Origin of the sequence: Nocardia sp. CA-145437 (assembly GCF_050956485.1) — a bacterium.
Classification (GTDB): domain Bacteria; phylum Actinomycetota; class Actinomycetes; order Mycobacteriales; family Mycobacteriaceae; genus Nocardia.
Map to the genome: position 1 here is coordinate 1,010,684 of NZ_CP191204.1, position 19,307 is coordinate 1,029,990.

Annotated in this window: 18 protein-coding genes; 13 read left to right on the forward strand and 5 right to left on the reverse strand. The window is 64.7% G+C overall.

The window, feature by feature from the left end:
- Positions 1-20: 20 nt before the first annotated feature.
- The 13 genes from ACQPYY_RS04420 (at position 21) to eccB (ending at position 10,994) form a co-directional block, all read left to right on the forward strand.
- Complete coding sequence (locus ACQPYY_RS04420; RefSeq protein WP_433592836.1) at positions 21-1,127, forward strand: hypothetical protein; 1,107 nt, start codon at positions 21-23, stop codon at positions 1,125-1,127.
- Positions 1,128-1,173: 46 nt separating this feature from the next.
- Positions 1,174-3,084, forward strand: a complete 1,911-nt coding sequence (locus tag ACQPYY_RS04425) for a hypothetical protein (protein ID WP_433592837.1) — start codon at positions 1,174-1,176, stop codon at positions 3,082-3,084.
- Between the two features lie 3 nt (positions 3,085-3,087).
- Positions 3,088-3,876: an ESX secretion-associated protein EspG gene (locus tag ACQPYY_RS04430; RefSeq protein ID WP_433592838.1), complete on the forward strand. Its 789-nt coding sequence runs from the start codon at positions 3,088-3,090 to the stop codon at positions 3,874-3,876.
- A 93-nt stretch (positions 3,877-3,969) separates the two neighbouring features.
- The gene (locus tag ACQPYY_RS04435) at positions 3,970-4,335 is read left to right on the forward strand and encodes a hypothetical protein (protein WP_379105178.1); all 366 of its coding nucleotides are present in this window, start codon (positions 3,970-3,972) and stop codon (positions 4,333-4,335) included.
- A 23-nt stretch (positions 4,336-4,358) separates the two neighbouring features.
- Entirely contained in the window at positions 4,359-4,646 is a 288-nt protein-coding gene (locus tag ACQPYY_RS04440; protein WP_379105180.1) for a YbaB/EbfC family nucleoid-associated protein, read from the forward strand.
- A gap of 108 nt (positions 4,647-4,754) precedes the next feature.
- A complete protein-coding gene (locus ACQPYY_RS04445; RefSeq protein ID WP_379105182.1) occupies positions 4,755-5,069 on the forward strand; it encodes a hypothetical protein in 315 nt (104 codons plus the stop codon).
- Positions 5,066-6,403: a hypothetical protein gene (locus ACQPYY_RS04450; RefSeq protein ID WP_433592839.1), complete on the forward strand. Its 1,338-nt coding sequence runs from the start codon at positions 5,066-5,068 to the stop codon at positions 6,401-6,403. The genes ACQPYY_RS04445 and ACQPYY_RS04450 overlap by 4 nt, the downstream gene beginning before the upstream one ends.
- A 34-nt stretch (positions 6,404-6,437) precedes the next feature.
- On the forward strand, positions 6,438-6,752 hold the full coding sequence (locus tag ACQPYY_RS04455) for a PE family protein (protein WP_433592840.1): 315 nt from the start codon (positions 6,438-6,440) through the stop codon (positions 6,750-6,752).
- Between the two features lie 16 nt (positions 6,753-6,768).
- Positions 6,769-7,797 carry a PPE domain-containing protein gene (locus ACQPYY_RS04460; protein ID WP_433592841.1) on the forward strand — a complete coding sequence of 343 codons (1,029 nt, stop codon included), beginning with the start codon at positions 6,769-6,771 and terminating at the stop codon, positions 7,795-7,797.
- Entirely contained in the window at positions 7,794-8,582 is a 789-nt protein-coding gene (locus tag ACQPYY_RS04465; RefSeq protein ID WP_433592842.1) for an ESX secretion-associated protein EspG, read from the forward strand. Before ACQPYY_RS04460 ends, ACQPYY_RS04465 begins: the two co-directional genes overlap by 4 nt.
- A 90-nt stretch (positions 8,583-8,672) precedes the next feature.
- The gene (locus ACQPYY_RS04470; RefSeq protein WP_357282343.1) at positions 8,673-8,975 is read left to right on the forward strand and encodes a WXG100 family type VII secretion target; all 303 of its coding nucleotides are present in this window, start codon (positions 8,673-8,675) and stop codon (positions 8,973-8,975) included.
- 57 nt (positions 8,976-9,032) lie between these two features.
- A complete protein-coding gene (locus ACQPYY_RS04475) occupies positions 9,033-9,365 on the forward strand; it encodes a hypothetical protein (RefSeq protein WP_357282342.1) in 333 nt (110 codons plus the stop codon).
- A 117-nt stretch (positions 9,366-9,482) separates the two neighbouring features.
- Positions 9,483-10,994, forward strand: coding sequence for a type VII secretion protein EccB (gene eccB / locus ACQPYY_RS04480; RefSeq protein ID WP_433592843.1), 1,512 nt, complete (start codon positions 9,483-9,485; stop codon positions 10,992-10,994).
- Between the two features lie 35 nt (positions 10,995-11,029).
- Here the strand turns inward: eccB and ACQPYY_RS04485 are convergent, their stop codons facing one another.
- From ACQPYY_RS04485 to eccA, 5 genes are all read right to left on the reverse strand, one after another.
- Positions 11,030-12,541, reverse strand: coding sequence for a serine/threonine-protein kinase (locus ACQPYY_RS04485; protein WP_433592844.1), 1,512 nt, complete (start codon positions 12,539-12,541; stop codon positions 11,030-11,032).
- Positions 12,542-12,550: 9 nt separating this feature from the next.
- Positions 12,551-13,861 (reverse strand): DUF7373 family lipoprotein, encoded by a 1,311-nt coding sequence (locus ACQPYY_RS04490; RefSeq protein ID WP_433592846.1) that lies wholly within the window; start codon positions 13,859-13,861, stop codon positions 12,551-12,553.
- An 8-nt stretch (positions 13,862-13,869) separates the two neighbouring features.
- Positions 13,870-15,066: a DUF7373 family lipoprotein gene (locus ACQPYY_RS04495; protein WP_433592847.1), complete on the reverse strand. Its 1,197-nt coding sequence runs from the start codon at positions 15,064-15,066 to the stop codon at positions 13,870-13,872.
- A 175-nt stretch (positions 15,067-15,241) separates the two neighbouring features.
- Complete coding sequence (gene eccE, locus ACQPYY_RS04500) at positions 15,242-16,939, reverse strand: type VII secretion protein EccE (protein WP_433592848.1); 1,698 nt, start codon at positions 16,937-16,939, stop codon at positions 15,242-15,244.
- A gap of 515 nt (positions 16,940-17,454) precedes the next feature.
- Entirely contained in the window at positions 17,455-19,290 is a 1,836-nt protein-coding gene (gene eccA, locus ACQPYY_RS04505; protein ID WP_379105204.1) for a type VII secretion AAA-ATPase EccA, read from the reverse strand.
- Positions 19,291-19,307: the final 17 nt, after the last annotated feature.

The window sequence follows — 19,307 nt, forward strand, 5'->3', positions numbered from 1 at the left end:
CGCTCGGTCGAGGGGGAACGATGGACCAGTCAGAACAGTCTTCGATTGCGCCGGACTCGCTTGGCCTCCCGCTCGAGGCGTCCGTCGTATCGGATGCGGAAACCACTCGGCGCCTGAGTCGAGTTCTGGCGCTGGCGCGACTGCGGTCCCCATACACCTGGGGATTCGTCCTTGTGCTTCCGCTGATTCTGATGTCACGTCGTTTCATCGAAGTCTTCATCGCGGCCAATTCGCCAGGATGGAACGTCTCGGACCTGTTCGTGTCGTACTTCGGATTGCTGGCGGTAGCAGTCGTCATGTTCCTGCTCCTCACCAGCGTCCAGCTGATCAAACGCAATGCGAGCATCGCGGCCTACACAGCTCCCAGCACTACGATCTCGGCCCGCTTCCAACAGGATTCGCTGGAACTGATCCTGACGACGGGCACCACCACGATCCCGTACAGCCAGGTCAAGGACCTGTTCGCCATCGGCGGCGGAGTCTTCTTGCGAGAGAAAGGCACTCGGGGTCTGGCGCTCCCGCGCAGCCTCTTCCCGGGCGCGGCATTCGAGCTCATGGGGCGTCGGCTTCCCGGTGCAGTCGCAGGAGTGTCGACCAGCAATCGCCGAAGTGTATTGGCAGTTGTCGGCGCGGTGGGCCTGGTTGTGGTCATCATCGCTGTCGCGGTGTTCGTTCGCCGAGGTGGCGATGACCGTTCGGATTGGGCCGCAGGAATGCCAAACCCATGCTTACTCTCCGACAGTCAGATGGCGGAATTCGGCTTGAACGGCGGTGATCTTCGCGACACTTTGCCGGACGCACGGCAATGCAGCTGGGAAAAGCTCGATCGCAACAACACGGAATTCCTCTTCGCTTTCCTTTCTATTACTCAGAAGCCTTATGGGGGTCGTGAAGGATGGCAGCCCTATCGGCTCGGCAAGCCGGGCAAAGGTGTTGACGGACAGAAATTCATATCCTTGCCCGAGATGGGCGCCAGCGCCTACTCCTGCGAGATCAGCTGGAAAGCGTCGTACGGGTATGTCGACGTCTTCATGAATGGCGGCTACGGTAAACATGTCGATCGAGAAGCCGTGTGCCGACGAGTGGAGAATATAGCCGCCCTCGCCTTCGTGAAGTTTCCGCGTTGATATCCATAGATAACGGTAGTTACGAATCGCTGGTAGGGGCGTAGGTATGGGTGACCTGCTCAATAGATGGAATCAATTGAATCAGCAGGTTTCTGCTGAGAGTAGCAAAGGGACTCTGAAGTTCGATTCGGAAGTAGCAACCCGGCTCGCTCAGTTGTGTGCATTCATGACCCACGGAATAGACCAGGTCAGCGCAAATATTGAACACGTCACAAAACTCCCTGACTTTGGAGCCCGAGACGGCGGAACGTTAGCCTCGGGCCATTCGCTTGCCCAAAAATTCATCAACGCCGCCAATGACCTGCACGACCGCGTGCTGGTAGAGCACAAGAACATTCTGTCAGCGATGGGGCAGACCTTTCTTTCGGCCATAGTGACTATGGAAGCTCAGGAGGGTGACTCTGCGAGTCGCTTCTCGAGTATTCTGAAAGAAGTTGAAAACGGTAAAGCTTTCGACGGTAAGCCGGTCTTATATAAGCCTGAGTCGAACAAGCCATATAACTGGACTACCAGGCAGGATAGGGACAGTTTGTCGCCGGGTGGTAAAGGCGTATATGTCGGTGAAGATAACGTTGGAAAGACGGGAAAGACGGAGAGCGTTCATTACACCCCCGAGTTTTCGGATAAGCTCGAGGGGCTGCACGAACTGACCGATCTTCAGAAGCGGATCACCGGCGAGCGGGACTCCTCCGACGTGAATCCAGAGCGTGGAGAGAGTCTATCCTGGAACGATCTCTACGCGAATTTCGGATACCTGCCCAATAGTTCGAAAACGGTTCTAGCTGCTTCCAATAGCTGGAAGGGATTCGCGGATGTGCTGAAGGCTGAAGCGACCCGCTTTACCGACGGCTTTGCGGCCGAATTCGGAAAACACCGTTTCAGTGGCGAGGCGGCCCAGGCGGCGGTGCAATCGGGCAAAGACTATGGTGCGCAACTCTCGTCATTGATCGAGGCGCTGAACATCATCGGCGAGAATCTTCGGATATCTGCAAGCTGGATGGAAAAGACTCATTGGTATATGCCGCAGGTTGATGAGAAGACTTTCCTCAGCATGCACAAATCCCAGAAGATCTTCCTCACCGAATATAATGCGGATCAAACCAAATGGAATGAGTGGTATGTAGTCGGCGCGACGGCGTCCAGCAACTGCATCCCTACCCTGCCCTCGGTGGACGGCTCGAAGTCTCCGATGGCGCCCGCACCAGCGCCGGTGAAGCCTCCGGGTGACAACCCTGATCCCAACGCTGAAAAGCCGAAGCCTACTGGCGATCCGAGTGGGACCCCGGGGTCGCCGAGCGGTAGTCCAGCTTCGCCCTCCGTTCCGGATACCAAGCAGCCCGAGGACAAGCAGCCGGAAGACAAGAAGCCGACGACACCGACCGACAAGCAGCCGACCGACACCAAGAACACGGATCTCTCGACACTCGCGTCGACACTATCCACGATCGCTCAGCAGGGCGTCTCCATGGTCGAGACCCTGGCAAAGGATGGCTCTTCGCTGGTCCAATCGCTGCTGTCCTCGCAGCAGACGACGACCACTGCTCAGCAGCAGCTGCAGCAGCAGCTCGCCGCGCTGACGACCACGCCGGTGACCCCTTCCTCGCCCACATCGCCGGGAGGTTCACCGTCTTCGCCCGGTTCGCCCGGCGGGCCGAGTTCGACGCCCGTGCGGGAGAATCCGCAGAGCAAGCTCTTTCCGCGCGCCGGGTCTCCGTCCACGGAAGAGAGCAAAGAGACGGCTACTGCATCCAGGGCTGGGTTGGCCACGACCTCATCCACCACTAGTGGTTCGGGTATGTCCGGCATGCCGATGAGCGGAGCCGGGGCAGGTGGCGCGGGCCAAGGGGGCGGCAAGGAGCACAAGCGACCCGAGTATCTCAAGTCCGCGGACAACTTCGCGGAAGCGCTGGGTGTGCTACCCGAGGCAGTCACGCCTGTCGCAGATGTGGAGAAGTAGGGCATGTGGAGTTTGGACGACATAGAGTTCTACGCCTTGTGGACTGAACTCGCCAATGACGTACTACCACTTCCGTTCACGTTCACATCCAGGGCTGCTGGTCGCAATGAATTCGAATCGGACATGCAGGCTGCCAGAGTGGCCTTGAGGGAACGAGTCGGGCGTTCGCTCGATCCCGTCATGGAGGTAATCCGAAAGCCGGATCTGTCCGTCGTCATATGTGGTTGGGACGAGGAAGATCCGATGAGCCCTTCCGGACAGGTCCGTGTCTTTGCCGCCCGCCGGGGAAGCCACGGCTATGTCGTGAAGTGTGCCATGGGCAAAACCTATTGGTATGACCGCAGATACACGATCGTCGAATGCGATCCGCTCAGGCTGGCCGATGAGGTCGTCGCCGCGCTTCCTGAAGTCGGCCCCGGCACTCGGGGGGACGTTGTGCTGGGTTCGGGTCGATCCAGCGACCGGGACATCAGCTTCAGCCCCTCGTCTATCAAGGACTCGATGGTCGTCTCGACGGTGGACCGCGCTCGAGAGTTCGAGCGACTCCCATCGACTGGTATCGGGGAGATCATTGTCTCCCAGGGTGAATCGGTGTTCGGTCCTCGAGGTATCAAACGCCATGAACTGAGGTGGCGGGACATTCGCGACGATGGCCGGTACGTGATCACTGACCAGGAACCGCCCATCGCTGTCGCTGCGGACACCCAGCGTGCTGTGAGCGTCGTGAACTCGTGCATCGCCTCAGTGATCCGGGTGATCAAGGATGAGCGGGAAATGAGTTGGCGGCAATAGGTACGGCCGCAGCTGTTCGGGTGCGGAAATGAGCATGACAAGGCGGTTGTCGTATGGTAGTCATACGCCAAGCTAACTGGGAGGGAGTTCGCCGTGACTGAGGTGGGGGCGGTCGGTTCTGGCGCTGGTGAGGGGGATTGGGCCTCGCTGGTTGTCGCCAATACGACCGGGTCGATTCGGGTGCGGACTACCAATCAAGGTCTGCCGCTCGCCGTGAAGGTTGAATCGGCTGAGTTGCATCGGGATCCGGGGCAGTTGGCGGGGGAAGTGTTGCGGCTTTGTCAGAAGGCTGCCAATCGGGCTGGGCTCGCGCTGCGAAAGCAGTTGGAGGAGGCCGGGGTTGATGCGGCGGGGCTGGCTCGGGCGGGGCTTCCCACCGAGGCGGATGTGGCTCGGCAGGAGATTGTCGAGGAGCAGGACTACGATACTGAGCCGCAGAGTTGGCTCAGGACGGTGTGAGAGGGGGGCTCGTGGTTTCGTCGATGGATGAGTTGCAGGAGCAGGTGCGGCGGCAGCTGTATCGGTTTCAGGACTTGGCGGATCAGATGGCCGCGGTTCGGGGGCGCGAGACCTCCGAGGACGGGGCCGTGACCGCGGAGGTCGACGGGAACGGGGCGCTCAAGGACTTGCAGTTCAGTAGTGCCGTGTCGCGGATGACGCCGGCGGAGTTCGAGCAGGCCGTGGTGACGACGGCCGCGCAGGCGGCGCGGCGGGCGTTCGAACGGCGAGCCGAGATCGTCGACCGGTTCAATGAGGAGATGGCCGAGTAGGCCGGTCTGTTAACAGAACTTTGCGCCAGAGTTTGCATCTTGCGGTCTGGCACAAGAAATTTCGTGCTTGTAGTCTGAGCAAGATCATAGGTAGTGGGAGGGACACTGATGGCTGATCACGTGGCGGCGGAATTCACGCCCATCTTGGCGTACGGCACCGAGAAGGCCGGTATCGCGGCGCAGGTCGCGGGGGCGGCGGCCGCGGACGTGGGTACCGCTATGGCGCAGGCGGTTCCGGTCTTCGGGTTGATCGGTCAGGAGTTTCTCGCGGCATTCGCGGTCGCGCAGGGCAACTTCCTGATGTCGTCGGCGGAGATCGCCGCCGTGCACGCGAACACCGCGACCGCGGCGTACGCGGCCGTCGGCACCTACGGAACCAATGAGGTGACCTCGGCGGCCAGCTTCCTATCGACGATGCTGTGACCAACCCGTCGAATCCGACTGTGCTGGACGGGCTCCGCAGCAGTCCGATCGGTCCTTACCTCGACACGCCGGTCACGGACGTAGTGAGTCAGCTGGGATTGCCGCAACTGCCGCAGATCCCGCAAATCAGCCTGCCGGATCTGTCGGGGCTGCAGCTGCCTACGCTGCCGACCATCGATCCGACCGCGCTGATCCAGCCGGTCACCAGCCTGCTGCAATCGTTCGGGACGGGGAGCCTGGGCAACAGCAGCTTCAACCCGGCGACCATCCTCACCTCGCTGGTCAGTGCGCTGACTTCGGCCATGTCGGCGAGCAAGTCGGCGACCAGCACGGTGATGAACACCTGGAACAGTGAGGCCGCGACCAAGGCGCAGGCGACCAGCAACCAGGTCGAAGCGCAGAGCGGCACCGTGGCCGCCCAAGGCGCGCAGCAGCACGCCATCCTGCTCTCCGCCGAAGCCATAGTCGCCGAGGGCTACGCCGAAATGTCCGCGCTCATAGGGCAATTCATCGCCCAGGTGACCGCGGCGACCGCGCTGATCGCCACTCCCGCCGGGATCCCGTGGCTGATCGCCACCGCGACCGAGACCATCAACGCGGGTCTGGCCATCGCGGCCAAGACCAAGGTGCAGCTCGCGGGCAGCACCGCGGAGATCCTCGAGGCCGGGACGAAGATCATGATCGCGGGCGCGCCCGTCGCGTCCAACATCTCGAACCTGGTGAACATGGTCGGCACCGCGTTGCAGCCCATCTCCAGTGTCGCGCCGACGGTCGCCGAGAAGGTGGTCGAGAAGGGCGCGACGGTGCTGTCCAGCGGCGTCAGCGATCTCAGCTCCGCGCTGACCAGCAACAACAACACCAATACGAACAACAACACCAACAAGACCACCACCACGACGCCCTCGACGACCACCACCAAGACCGACGAGGCCAAGAAGACCGAGAACCCGGACGGCACCAAGACCGACGGTGGCGGCGGCAGCCCGCTCAGCACCATCTTCGGCGGCGGCGTGCCCACCACCACGACGCCCTCCACCACGGTGGGCGCCAACCGGATTCCCACCGGCGAGGTCAGCAACACCGGCGCCGGAATACCGAAGACCACCACCGAGCCCAACGGCCGCACCACCGCGACCAACTCGCCGGGCATGACGGGCGCCGGCGCCGCCGGACGCGCGGGCGCCGCCGACGAGGAATCCACCTCGGACCGCTCGGGTTTGGTCACCGGCGCACACGGCGACGAAGTGGTCGGCGTCATCGAAGGCGTGGTGCTGCCGGTCGTCGGCGCCATCGAGGCCATCGAGGAGCCACCGGACAAGGCCCTCACACTCTGATTTTCGAATTGCCAGGGGACACAGGAGGATTGGCATGAGCATCAACGCATTCGACGGTCTGCGCTTCGACGCCTCGACCGCCCGCGACGCCGCGGCCCAGCTGGACGCGCTCGCCGACCGCATCGCCAGCGGGCTCGGCGTGGAGCAGGCGAAGCTCGACTTCGCGCCCGCCGGCTCCGACGAGGTGTCGCAGCGCGCCGCGCAGACCCTCAACACGGTCGCCGCGTCCTTCGTGGCCTCCGGCGGCGACGGCGTCACCGAACTGCGCAACCTCGCCTCGACGCTGCGCAGCCAGTTCGACGCCTTCGGCAAGGTCGAGGAACAGTCCGTTCTCGGCTTCGCCGGCTGAGCGGAGACCCTCCTCGATGCTGGAACCGACGAAACCCGGCTTCACCGAGACGGTTTGGGAATCCAAGCCGCCCGAAGAGCTGGCGCGCGAACTGGTGACGGGCGCCGGGGCGATCCCCGCCGCCGAAGCCGGACTCGCGTGGACTCGACTGAGCGCGGGTTTCGCCGCCGCCGCCGTGGAGTACGAGAGAATTCTCGTAATCCTCGACAGTGCTTGGGAATCCAAGCACAGCGGGCCCTTCATCGAACGCATCAAAGCCCTGCGTGACTGGATGGGGGCCTCCGCCTCCGCGGCTGCCGGTAATGCGGTGCAGGCCGAAACACACGCGGCCGCATACGAACTCGCGAAACTGACCATGCCCGACGTCGACGAGGTCGAGAAGCTCAAGGATCTGCAACAGCTGATGCAGCAGCTCGGTCTCGCGGGCGGGATGCCTCTACTGGGCGGGCTCGCCAAGACCGACATGGACGCCGACGCCGCCAAGGCGCAGGCGGCGCGGGTCATGCGGACCTACGAGGCGGCCACCGAATCGCTGGCCAAGCCATGGGAACACCAGGCTCCGCCGCAGGTCACCGCCGGACTGACGCCTGCCGAACAACCGGTCGCGCCGGTCGAGGCGGAAACACCCGCGGTTCCGGCGCCGTCGATGCCGAACCTCAACCTCGGCTCGCTCAACCTGCCGCCCATGCCGCTGACGCAGGTGCGCGCCACCACCGTCGAAGCCAAGGAGACCACCACGCAACGGGTTGTGACGCAACCGGTTACGGTGCAGCAGAGCGGGACCACCATGGCCCCTACCCCGATGGGGAACACGGGTCAGTCCAGCGATGAGGAGCACACGCCGCGGGCCGGGCTCGTCGGCGCGCCCACCAGCGACAACGAACTGGGCCTCACCTCCGGCATGCAGGTCGCGCCCGCCGTCCTCGGCGGCCTCGACCCGGCCGCCCAGCGCGCGCCCGTCGACATCGCGTTCAATGTGGGCAGCGGATCCGAAAAAGTCTCCAGTACAGCGGAATCCGCCGACAGTCAGGGGTCGGCCACATGACCACCCTCACCAACGACGGCCTCATCGCGCTAGCCGGCCACCTAGGCGTGCAGACCCTGCCGCTCGTCCTATCCGTCGGGCCGCGCCAGGAGACCTACCAGGACTGGCAGGACGCCCAGGAACAGGCCCGCGCCGACCTACGCGCCCGCCGCATCGTCGACGCCCACGGCGACGTCGACACCGACACCGCCGCAACACTGTTCACCCTCGCTCAACCCGACCGTGAGCTAGCCATGCGGGTCCACACCGCCGACGGCCAACTACGCGTCTGCGTCGCCCGCCGCGCCGACAGTCACGCCGTCGCCGTCCGCCGCGGCGACACCCTCGACCTACATCCCCTATGGTCCGACGGCTCCGGCGACTCCCTCGCCCGTCCCCTCCTCGACGCCCTCGGCCCCTGCCACCCCGCCGATCTCGCCGCCTTCAGCGCCGAATCCGCCGACCTGGCCGAACGCCTCGACACCGCAACAACTTCCGAAGACTACGCGAGCACCGTCTACACCCTCGGCGTCCCCGACACCGACGCCACCGCCTACGGCCTCGCCCTCTCCGCCACCCACTCCTACGCCGAAATCGTGGCCTACGCCTACGCCGACGGCGTCACCGACCGATCGCCCGGAGCCGTCGCGGTCTACGACACCGCACGAGGCCGCATCGTGGCCGCACCGGGCGTCGCCCCGGACCAGCAACTCTGGTCCACGCTGACACCGGGCAGTGATCACCGTATCGCGCAGTCGATCTCGGCTCTGATCGACTCGCTGCCCGGGGGGAGGTGGCTGTCGTGAGTCACCCGTGACTTCGCAGCTGACGCCCCGAACCGGTGATGCCGCAGCGCATCGCCTATCCATTTCCGAAGAAAAGGCAAGGTACAGACGATGGTTGCAAACGAAGCGGAACTCGCGAAGGCCGCGCAGTCCCACATGGCCGACGTGGTCGCGTCGATCAAGGACGTGCTGAAGAAGATCACCGACCGGGTCGACTCGTCCAAGGGTCACTTCGCCGGTGAGGCGGCCGACGCGTTCAACTCTGCTGCGGTGGCGTGGGACGACGAGGCTCAGAAGCTGAACAAGGCGATGGACGAGTTCCAGGAGAAGGTCGGCTCCGGTACCGACGTCTTCCAGAACGTCGACATCACCAACAAGGACGACTTCGCGAAGGCTCTCACGAACCTCGGGTGACGGCCGCAGGGCCTGAACGAATTCTCCGACTTCTCCAACTCTTGCAAAGGAAAAGAAATGCTTTACGACAAGGCTGGGATGACCACCCTCGTGGCGGATCTCCGTCAGTTCCACAGCGACCTGGTCGCGATTGCGGGTGACGGCACCTCCAAGGTCGACACCTCCAGCGACCTCGGGCAGGCCGTCGAGCGGCTGAAGAAGGCTTGGTCGGACCCGAACAGCGGTGCCGAGAACGGTGCGCTGGAAGCCGTGGTTGCCGCGAAGAGCGACTGGGACAACGCCTACGCGGACAAGTGCCTGTCGACCCTGGACGCCGTCGCGCACGCGGTCGAAAGCGCCCTTTCGAATGCGCTCGCCGCGGACGCCAAGGTCGGCAACTCCTTCATGTAGCGAGACGCCGGTGCCACTTGCGAAAGCGCACCCTTCGCGAAGGAGGGTGCGCTTTCGTCGGTCGGCGCCCAGTACTCTACGTGTCCGTAACTCCGGGTTCGACGAAGGATTTGGTTAGTGCCAGCCCAATTGACCACCCGTGCCCAGGTCAATGGGTACCGATTTCTACTGCGCCGCCTCGACCACGCACTGATCCGCCGAGATGTCCGCATGCTGCACGACCCCATGCGGTCGCAGTTCCGATCGCTGATGGTCGGCACGGTCCTGGCCGTGCTCGTGGTCGCGGGCGCGGCAATCATGGCATTCATTCGTCCGCAAGGCTCCATCGGCGACGCCAACATCGTGATGGGCAAGGACAGTGGCGCACTGTATGTCGTTGTCCGGGACAAGGACGACAAGACCAAGATGACCCTGTACCCGACGCTGAATCTCGCGTCGGCGCGGTTGATCTCGGGTACCAGCGAGTCACCGAAATCGGTCAAGGACAGCAAGCTGAATTCGGTTCCGCGTGGACCGATCCTCGGAATTCCCGGTGTTCCGGCCGCCCTTCCCGGTACGGGACAGGGTGAGCGCTCCCAATGGACTCTGTGCGACAAGGTGCCGCTGTCGGCTTCCGGTGGCGCGGCTTCGTCCTCGGGGGCGGAAACGACTGTTATCTCTGGGAGTCTGGAGCTCAGCGACCGGGTGAAGGTAGCCGACAAGGGCTCGGCGGTCTGGGCGAACAAGGGTGGCAAGGACTACCTGATCTACGACGGCAAGATCGCGGAGTTCGATCGGGCCAAGGATTCGATCGCGCAAGCGCTCGGGGTGAGTGGCAAGCGGCCGCGCCCGGCGACGACCGATCTCATCGGTGCGGCGGTCAGGGTTCCGCCTCTGGTTCCTCCCACGGTTCCGCATGTCGGCGAGAACGGCCTCGGCAAGCTGAACGGCGTGCCGGTCGGCGGCATCATCAAGGTCGCTGCGCTGGATGGATCGGATCGAACCGATCTGTACATTGTGCTGGCGGACGGCGTGCAACGGATCTCCGCGTTCACCGCACAGGTGATTGGCTCCGACAACTCCCAGGGCATGAACGGCTTCAAGGCGATTACCCCGGACGTGCTCAACGGCATCCCGGTCGTCCATTCCTTGCCCGTCGACGACTTCCCCGAGTCCACTCCGAAGATCATTACCGCGGAAGACAACCCGGTCACCTGCATCACCTGGGCCAAGAAGAGTGGTCTCGGCAAGGAACAGCCGGATGCGACCGAGGGGCCCTCGGACCGGGCCACGGTTCAACTACTCGTCGGCACGCGTCTGCCATTGCCTGATTCACGGAAGCCGGTCGATCTCGCTACCAAGGACGGTTCTTCCGGTGACCGGGTGGACGCCGTCTACGTGCCGCCGACCACTGGTGAATTCGTGCGAACCACCGGCATCGAGCCGGGCAGTCAGCGCCGGGAGAGCCTGTTCTACATCGCCGACAACGGGATTCGATACGGCATTCCTGATATCGCAACGGCTCAGACACTCGGACTGGGAAGTGCACCGCACCTGGCCCCGTGGGAGATTATCGGCCAGCTTGTCCCCGGCCCGACGCTGTCCAACAAGGACGCTCTGAAGAACTGGGACACGCTGCCGACTCAGTAAGGAGCAGGTCCGGTGGGTTGATCACCGGACCGGTGCTACTTGACTCGCTTGCGTAAGATCGGCAGAAGTTTGTCGAGTAGCACCTGCTCCGAATTGGCCGACCACTGCCGAATGGCGGCAACCGTAGTCGGATCGTCGACGACGATGACCGACGCCGTGGTCCCCGCTACCGAGGCCGGGAGATTGACCAATCCGCCACCGCCCGCGTCGGTATCACTCCTGACGGCGAGCAGGTATCCCGACGTCACCTGCGACAGCGCGGCGTACTGAGAGTCCGATCCCGATTTGATGGGCCGGGGATTCGGTTCATCTCCCTTGGCCAGGAAATTCGGGTTGTAGCTGAACCCGAGGTCTTCGAGGAACTTCGACTGAGCGCTGGGCTTCAGCTGAACATCCATCTCCGCCGAGTAGCCGCTCTTGCCCGAGATATCCATTACAACAATGCTTTTCCCGTTGAAGGCGGGATTGTCGCTACGGGCCTCGGCCAACGCGCTTCGGTCACCGCTGGACGTCGAGTCGCTCATCGCCCAGATTCCTGTGCCTGCGGCCAGCGCGACGATCGTCGCGGCAACGCCTCCGGCAAGCCACCGACGTTTACGGGCATCCTGCTTCACAGACGTCGAGGCAGCGGATTCTGTCCGTGACGCTGTCGCCGGAACAGTGTTCCGGGCGTGTGGCACGGTCTGCATCGAGAGACCGGAAACCCCATACTCGAGCGCCGACTTCAGCGCGGCCGTGAACTCGTGGCAGGACTCGAAGCGATCTGCAGGATTCTTCGCCATGGCCACGGCGATCACATCGTCCACCGCAGCCGGCAGCGTGGGGTCGACGGCGGTGATACGCGGTGGTGGTTCGCTGAGGTGCCCCATCATCACCACGGCCGGTTGGGTGCCCGGATACGGATTCTGCCCTGTGACCAGACGGAAGAAGGAGCAAGCGAGACTGTAGATATCGGCACGATGATCGAGCCGATCTCCACTCAATTGCTCCGGCGAGGCATAGGCGATCGTGGCTACGAAGCCACCCGCTTGAGTGAGCTCGCTGGCATCCTCGGTCGACTTCGCGACGCCGAAATCGGTCAGTAGTACACGTTCTTCGCCGCCGTCGCCCATCGACAGCAGGAAATTGGCGGGCTTCACATCCCGATGCAGCAGGCCTCGACGGTGTGCATGGTCGAGGCCCCGGCCGACCTCGGTCACGATGTGCAGTGCTCGCCACGGGGTTATCGACCGAGGGTCTCGTTCCGCGGCAGCGGCCGCGTCGATGCCATTGACGTACTGCATCGCGATCCAGAGCTGACCGTTGTCCTCGCCGCGGTTGTAGATTGCGACGATATTCGGATGGTCCAGAGCCGCAGCGAGATTCGCTTCACGCTCGAACCGGGCCCGGTACTCCGCATCCTGGCTGTATTGCGGGCTCAGTACCTTGAGCGCATCCCATCGCGGCAACTCGGGATGCCGAGCCAGGAAAACCGTGCCCATGCCCCCCGATCCGAGCTGACGCTCGATGCGGTAGCCGCGGATAATGGTGCCCGCTCCGATATTCATCCGGATTCCTCACATGAACTGGCTTTTGGCCAGCAAGGCGTACTGTGCTGCGGCGCGCTGCTGTACGTCGACCAATTGGGGACTGGCTACTCGGGCGACGTACCGGCCGTAGTGCAGAGCGCAGACGTAGACGGTGCTGGATGCCGGGAGATCGAAGGCGTACCAAGCCTCCTCGAACTTGTCCTTGGGCTCGGCGCTGCACGAGATATCAGGGACGTTGGCCGGCGCCTCGGCCGAGCCGCTCGCCGTTTGCTTGATTCCGGACCACAGCGTGGCGGCTGCCTGGGCATCCCGCGTACGGAACACCTGGCCACCCATAGTGGCGTTGGAGACACGGTCGACGCCGTTGTCGTCGAGCAGTCGATTCCATGTGGCCTGGTCGTCGACATAGTGGAGATGGCCTCGGGGGGTGTGGGTAGCCTCGCTGACCGGATGAGGACGGAGGTACTCCTTGGGGTGGAGAGTTCTGCGCTGCATCTCGTCAGGGTCGTAGTCGAGACGGAGAATCTCGTGCGGCGACAGGGCCGGTGCCTTGTCGAGCAGCGGCAATTGCGCTGCGAAGACTTGCTGAGCCAGTGTCCGCAGCCCATCGAGATCGGGTTTGGGCTGTGCGACATAGACATTCACGGCGTACTGGCCATACGCCATCGTTGCGGCCATCGACGGAATGCCTGGGCGCCAGTGGGCCTTCGCGTCCGGCTGTTTGTCCAGGGCGATGTGGACGTTCTGATCGGCCGAGACCCCGAAGTCCGCAGCCTCCATCTGGTCGGCGGCCGCTCGAGCACGTTCTCGGTCGGGGAACTGCAAGACGGTCACATTGAACGCGGTGGCTTCCGGATCGCCCAGGGCGCCATCGAATGGGTTGAAGTTACCGGATCGATCGCGTTGACGTGATTTGGGTAGTTCGCGAGTGCTTGCGGCTGTCGAGAAGCCGAACATCATTCCGTTGCTTTCCAGCACGGGACGGACAGCTCCCGCCAAGACCTGAGTAGCCTTCGCTGTGGCCAAGTTGTCCATGGACAGCGCTAGCACGTTGTGACCGAATTTCGGGTCGACGTCGGCGCCGACCACGACATTGTCGGCCAGTCGCCCCAAAGCTAGAGCCCGGGCGTCGAGTGCTGTGTGCTGATAGGAGAACCGCACGTCGAGCGGTTCGGTCGGGTAGTTGCCGACGGTGAGTTGCTCCAGGCTGATCTCGCCAGCGGCCGCGGCCCCTTTTACCGTGCTGGCGCACCCCGCGACCGAAGTGGCGGCCAGAAGAACCGCGAGGGCACCGATGATCGATCCGCCGGACGAACGGTGAGAACCGAACTTCTTCACAAGTCCCCCTACTTGTTATTGGCCAGGATGGCGTACTGCGCGGAGATCCGCTGATACACATCCTGCTGTTGCTGTGACCACACCGTCGCTGCGTACCGTCCGTACGCGACGTAGCAATGGAAAGGGGCCGCGTGTTCGTCGGGTCCGTGGTACTTCACGCAATGTGCGTTCGGAAGCCCCGCCGGGGGGTCGATCCGCTGTTGATATCTCGAGGCCGACGCGCTGTCGAGGAATGCCTGAGCTGAATCGGAATCCTTGGCCCGAACCAGAAATCCCGCACCGTCACTGATGGAATCCACGCCGGTGTTGTCGAAGAGATCCCGGTACTTGGCCGGATTCTCGACGACGTGCAACATGCCGTGTCGGTCGAGGGTCCCGGTGAAGGCCGCCGAGGTCTGGTCTCCGGCCGGACGTGGCAGGGTGAGCCGGAGCATGCCATCTGGGTCCAGCGGAAGACTGGCGAGTTTGTCCGGCGGTGTCGGCTGGAACGTCTTCAACCGCGCTGTGGTCACATCGATTGCTTTGTCGGCCAATGCGAGAGGCGCGGGCTCGGGAGCCACTCCAAAACTGTGCTCGACGGATCGATTCTCGATCAGATCGAACATGGTGAAGATGACGAACTTCCCGGTGGGATACCAGGATGCGAGCCGCTGTTCCGTTGGAGCCCAGATGATCTGGGCAGCAGGATGTTGTGCCGATTGGATCGGATCGACCGCCGCGCCGTCCTGCGACAGCCAGAAGCCACGACGGACCAGTGCATTTGCGGCGTTGGCCGCGGCGGCGTCGCTATCGAAGATCATGACCGCATTGGTCAGCATATAGCCCAGGAAGACATCGTCGGCGGGACGTGCACTCGTCGCGAATCCGACGACGAATCCGGCCGCGTCTTCGGCGAAGTGATCGACGTTCAGAATTCCGTCATATGTGTTCGGTTCGGTGAAGATGTGTATGTCGGACCCATTACGGCCAAGGGCTGGGTCGATCTCCGAACCTAGCGGCAGAATATTGCCGAGTCGGGCTCCTTCGAGGATGCGAGCCTGCTTGGCGGGGTCCGCCACAGTCGGGTCCTGCGGTTTCGTCGGGTAACTGCCGGTATCGAGCTTGCTGAGTTCAGCCGGTTTATCCTCGGCCGCATGTGATTCGGACCCGCACCCCGCGCTCGCCAACACCGAAACCGCCAGCGCTGCCGCTGCTGCCGCGCGCACCCCGAGACAGGCCGACCGTAGTCGGCCATGGCCATGACGCATGTCGAAACATCCCCCCGATACCGAATTGCCTGTCGTGCCCAGCTTCTGGTGTGCAGAAGTGTACTGGCTGGTCTAGATGTGAGGCGCGCCATGGGAATCCGCTGGGGGACATCTCACAGGCGCGCTTCGGAGGTCAGCGGCGGGCGGTGGCTCCTGTCAGGTAGTGCTGTTCCGCCGGGGTGGTGACCATCATGGCGGTGGTCATGGTGGCGGGGGTGTGGACGGAGATGGTGTGGGGGGCGTCCGGGTGTTGGACGATCGTGACGTCGGCGTCGGGGTGGTAGTCGGGGGAGATGGTGTCGTGGACGGTGACTACCGTGGCGGAGCCGGGGGGTGCGGTGGCGGGGACGCCGTCGAAGACGATGACGGTGGCGGCGGGGGTGGGGAGGCGGCCGGAGACCGTGGTGCCTCGGGAGCTGTGGGTTACCGAGGAGGCCAGGGAGAGGGCGTGGGGGGCGGCGATATTGGTGACCATGCCCTGCCAGGCCCAGGGGCGGGCGGTGTGGACTACCGCGCCGGCGCCCAGGGCGATGGCTCGGATGATGACCTGCTGGGCCAGTTGGAGGCTGGCGATGATGTCGATGCGGCGGGAGCCGTCGCCGATGAGGGGGACAGCGATGCCGCTGCCGGTGGCGTCGGCGCCGATGAGCTGGCCGCAGCCGGCGGTGGGCATGGTGATGTCGGTGAGGACGTCGACCGGGCCGCGGTAGCCGGAGGGGCGGATCTCCTGGGTGCCGTAGGACAGGATGTCCATGAGGGCCCAGAGTTGGCGGCGGGGGAGTTCCTTCAGGCCCGCCACGGGGGGTTCGCCGTGCTCGTAGGGGGTGTCGTAGCGGACTCGGGCGTCCACCTCGACGATGGCGGCGGGCTGGCCGGGCTTGGCGCCGGGCTCGGGGACCGGCTGCAGGCGGACGGTGACGGTGGTGGCGAGGCTGCGGACCGCCCAGATCTTGGCCAGGCCGTCGGAATTGAACAGCTGCGGATCGATCTGGTAGCTGGTCAGGTGAATACCGTTGTGCTCCAAGTTGTCCGGGTGCTCGGTGAACTCGGCGACGGGGATGCCGCGGGTGAGTTCGCGCAGGGCGGTGGACATTTCGGAGGTGGTCAGGACCGAAGCCGTGATGCCGTGCCCGGCCAGGCGGTTCGCGACCCGGCGGGTGGCGACCAGGGCCGAACGGAGCGCGCCCTCGGGGCCGCCGCCGCGATTGTCGACCGCCTTGGCGTTGTCGAGCGGGTTCAGGCGCAACACCAGCCACATGGTGCGGTGCGCGATCGCGGGCAGCGGGCCCAGGATCTCGTCGTAGAGCCGGCCCAGCGGGGCGATGCTGGCCGCGTAGCCGGAGATCACCGCTTCGGGGCTGGCGGTGCGGGTGCCGGTGCTGATGACATCCACCGAATGCAGCTCGACATCGTATTGGCGCAGGCAGGCCGCGATCTCGTTGAGCGGCAGCAGCTGATCGGTGCTCAGCGAGCCGCGCCGCAGCAGGGTCAGGGTGTCCGGCGGCGGGTCGATGCGGAGCATGGTGGTCAGCAGGGTGCCGTCCCAGCGCAGGCCGCAGCTGCCGCCGTCGGGGAGCGGGACGTCGACCGCGGCGTTCTCGTCGAGATTCGCGCGGCGGGCCTGCTGCCAGCGGTAGGTCGCCCAACGGCCCAGCCGCAGGCCGATCGGGACGCCGCCGACCGGGATCAACAGGATCAGAGCGGGAATCAGACCGGCCGGGAGCGCACCCCACCACGGGGCCTTCAACGCCACCGCGATCAGGGAGAGCGCGACACCCAACAGGGCGGTCGGAATCACCAGGCGCAGCGGCAGGTTCCGCAGCAGCCACACGTCGTCCGAACGTAGCTCGGAGGCAACGGTATTCGCGGCAGCCGTCGCGTCGGGCTGCGGCGCGCGACGCCTGCGAGACCGGGCCTCGGGCTCCGCGGTGGCCGAGCGGTCCGGCTGCGCTCCCGACGATTGCGGTGCAGCCGGTGCAGCCTGAGGGGCCTGCGGCTGTGGAGCCGGAGCCGGTGGCGGCACCGGCCGCGGTGGCGCCGCGACATTCGAGGTGCGGTTCAGGAAGTCGTCGAACTCGCGCCCGAAAACGCTTCCCGCACTGGATGAGTGGCCGGGAACACCCTGCGCTTGGCCGGGATGACCGTGCGTCTGGCCGGGATGACCGTGCGCTGGGCCAGGACTGCCGTGCCCCTGGCCGGGATCACCGTATGCCTGGCCGGGACCGTACGGCTGCCCCGGATCGCCATACCCCTGGGGCGGACGGCCCTGCCGCTCGCTCCCACCATTTCCGCCCGGCTGATAGCCGCCCGCTCCCCGCGGAAAGTCGTTCACAGTTCAGTTGCCCCTCAGTCGGCGGCCGACGCCAGATTCAGCGAGGTGAGCAGGGTGCTCAACGCGGCCTTCATGTCGGGACCCTCGATGCGCATGAGCACCGATTCGTCCACGGCGCTCAGATCGATGGATTCGTCATTGGCCAGCCGGAACTCGCGTTCCTCCTCGGCCGCCTCGATCAGATTGCGGATGAAGCGGCCGTTGCCGGCCACGTCGACCCCGCGGCGCGGTTGCCCGCTCTGATCGGTGCTCTCCATCGTGTAGAGCTTCTGACAGGTGGTGATCAGCGCCGCCAGCGCGTCCTCGGACAGGTCCGAATCTCGTTTGGAAGCAACGACTTCGCCGATCGCGCCGAGTTCCTCGGCGGTGTAGGACGGGAACTGGAGCCGCTTGGCGAAGCGGGACGCCAGACCATCGTTGGCGGCCAGGAAGCGGTCGATCTCGCCGTCGTATCCGGCGATGATCACCACCAGGCGGTCGCGGTCGTTCTCCATGCGGGCCAGCAGGGTGTCGACGGCCTCGCGGCCGAACGCGTCACCGCCGGAGAGCCCGGTCTGGATCAGGGTGTACGCCTCGTCGATGAACAGCACGCCGTCCATGGCGGTGTCGATCAGGGCGTCGGTCTTGATGGCGGTGGAACCCAGGTGCTGGCCGACGAAGTCGGAGCGCTTGGTCTCGACCACCTTGTCGGTCTTGAGAATGCCCAGGCCGCAATAGATCTTGGCGACCACGCGCGCGATGGTGGTCTTACCGGTACCGGGCGGACCGGTGAAGGCCAGGTGCTGGCCGCGCGCGGAGCTCGAAAGCCCCTTCTCCGCCCGGATCTTCGCCAGCTGCGCACTCGACTGCAGCTTGGCCACCTGGGTTTTCACCGCCGCCAGGCCGATCTGCTTGTCCAGCTCGGCGCGCGCCTGGGCCAGGATCTCCTTGGCCCGGTCCTCGTGCTCGGCGGCCTGCTTCTCCTCCAGCGAGGGCGCCGACGCCGGATCCCAGCGGTCGGTGCGGGCCTCGATCACCTCACGGGTGGTGAGGGTGATGCGGTAGGTGCGGTCGCGCATGGCCGCGGTGTTGGCGTCGAAATCCGGTGCCTGCGAATACACCTTCTCGAACAGCGCCTGCGCCTCCTCGGCCGCGCCGTTCTCGCGCAGGCACAGGCCGCGGCAGAACATGGCCGCGGTGCGGGCCGCCGGAATCGGGCCCGCCTCGGCGGCCTCCATGCGGCGGATCGCCTCACCGAACAGGCCCAGCTGCGCGCAGGCCGTGCCGACCATCACATGCGCGCCCGCGGCCAGATACGGGTCCTCCCAGCTGTCGGAGCCGTTGAGGACGGTCATCACGTCCGGCCAGCGCTGGGTGTTGTAGTGCAGGATGCCGCGCACGTATTTGGCGATCCGGCCGTCGATCTCGAAGTCCGGTTCCGAAGCCCGTGCCCGGCGGTGCTTCTCGAGTTCGTCGAGGACCTGCTCGGCCTCGTCGTACTGCTTCTCCGAGATCAGGTGCGCCGCCCACGCCAGGTGGGTCTCGGTGAAACTGGCCAGCGGATAGTCGATGTAGAGGCCCGGCAGAAAACGTCCAGCAAGCGTCCGCGGCGGCAGGCCCAACCGGCGCTGTTCCCGTCCCAGCGAGACGGTGCTGCACTTGTACAGGTTGCTCAGAACATCCGTGGTGACCTCACCGGCGGCGGCCCGGCCCAGCCAGGCGTCGGCCATGGTGGGGTCCCACTCGGTGGCGCGCTGGAACGCCAGTTTCGCGTAGTCGAGGTCCCGGTTCGATTCCTGGCCCTCGATGCTCAACCCCAAGGACAGCACTCCCGCATCGAAGGCGCGTTGGGCCTGGCGAGTGTCGATCATCCTAGTCGAACCCCGAA

Bases quoted from the DNA above. Each gene is read 5' to 3' on its own strand.
- ACQPYY_RS04420 (WP_433592836.1), top strand. From the start codon at position 21: ATGGACCAGTCAGAACAGTCTTCGATTGCGCCGGACTCGCTTGGCCTC.
- ACQPYY_RS04425 (WP_433592837.1), top strand. From the start codon at position 1,174: ATGGGTGACCTGCTCAATAGATGGAATCAATTGAATCAGCAGGTTTCT.
- ACQPYY_RS04430 (WP_433592838.1), top strand. From the start codon at position 3,088: ATGTGGAGTTTGGACGACATAGAGTTCTACGCCTTGTGGACTGAACTC.
- ACQPYY_RS04440 (WP_379105180.1), top strand. From the start codon at position 4,359: ATGGATGAGTTGCAGGAGCAGGTGCGGCGGCAGCTGTATCGGTTTCAG.
- ACQPYY_RS04445 (WP_379105182.1), top strand. From the start codon at position 4,755: ATGGCTGATCACGTGGCGGCGGAATTCACGCCCATCTTGGCGTACGGC.
- ACQPYY_RS04455 (WP_433592840.1), top strand. From the start codon at position 6,438: ATGAGCATCAACGCATTCGACGGTCTGCGCTTCGACGCCTCGACCGCC.
- ACQPYY_RS04460 (WP_433592841.1), top strand. From the start codon at position 6,769: ATGCTGGAACCGACGAAACCCGGCTTCACCGAGACGGTTTGGGAATCC.
- ACQPYY_RS04465 (WP_433592842.1), top strand. From the start codon at position 7,794: ATGACCACCCTCACCAACGACGGCCTCATCGCGCTAGCCGGCCACCTA.
- ACQPYY_RS04470 (WP_357282343.1), top strand. From the start codon at position 8,673: ATGGTTGCAAACGAAGCGGAACTCGCGAAGGCCGCGCAGTCCCACATG.
- ACQPYY_RS04475 (WP_357282342.1), top strand. From the start codon at position 9,033: ATGCTTTACGACAAGGCTGGGATGACCACCCTCGTGGCGGATCTCCGT.
- ACQPYY_RS04485 (WP_433592844.1), bottom strand. From the start codon at position 12,541: ATGAATATCGGAGCGGGCACCATTATCCGCGGCTACCGCATCGAGCGT.
- eccA (WP_379105204.1), bottom strand. From the start codon at position 19,290: ATGATCGACACTCGCCAGGCCCAACGCGCCTTCGATGCGGGAGTGCTG.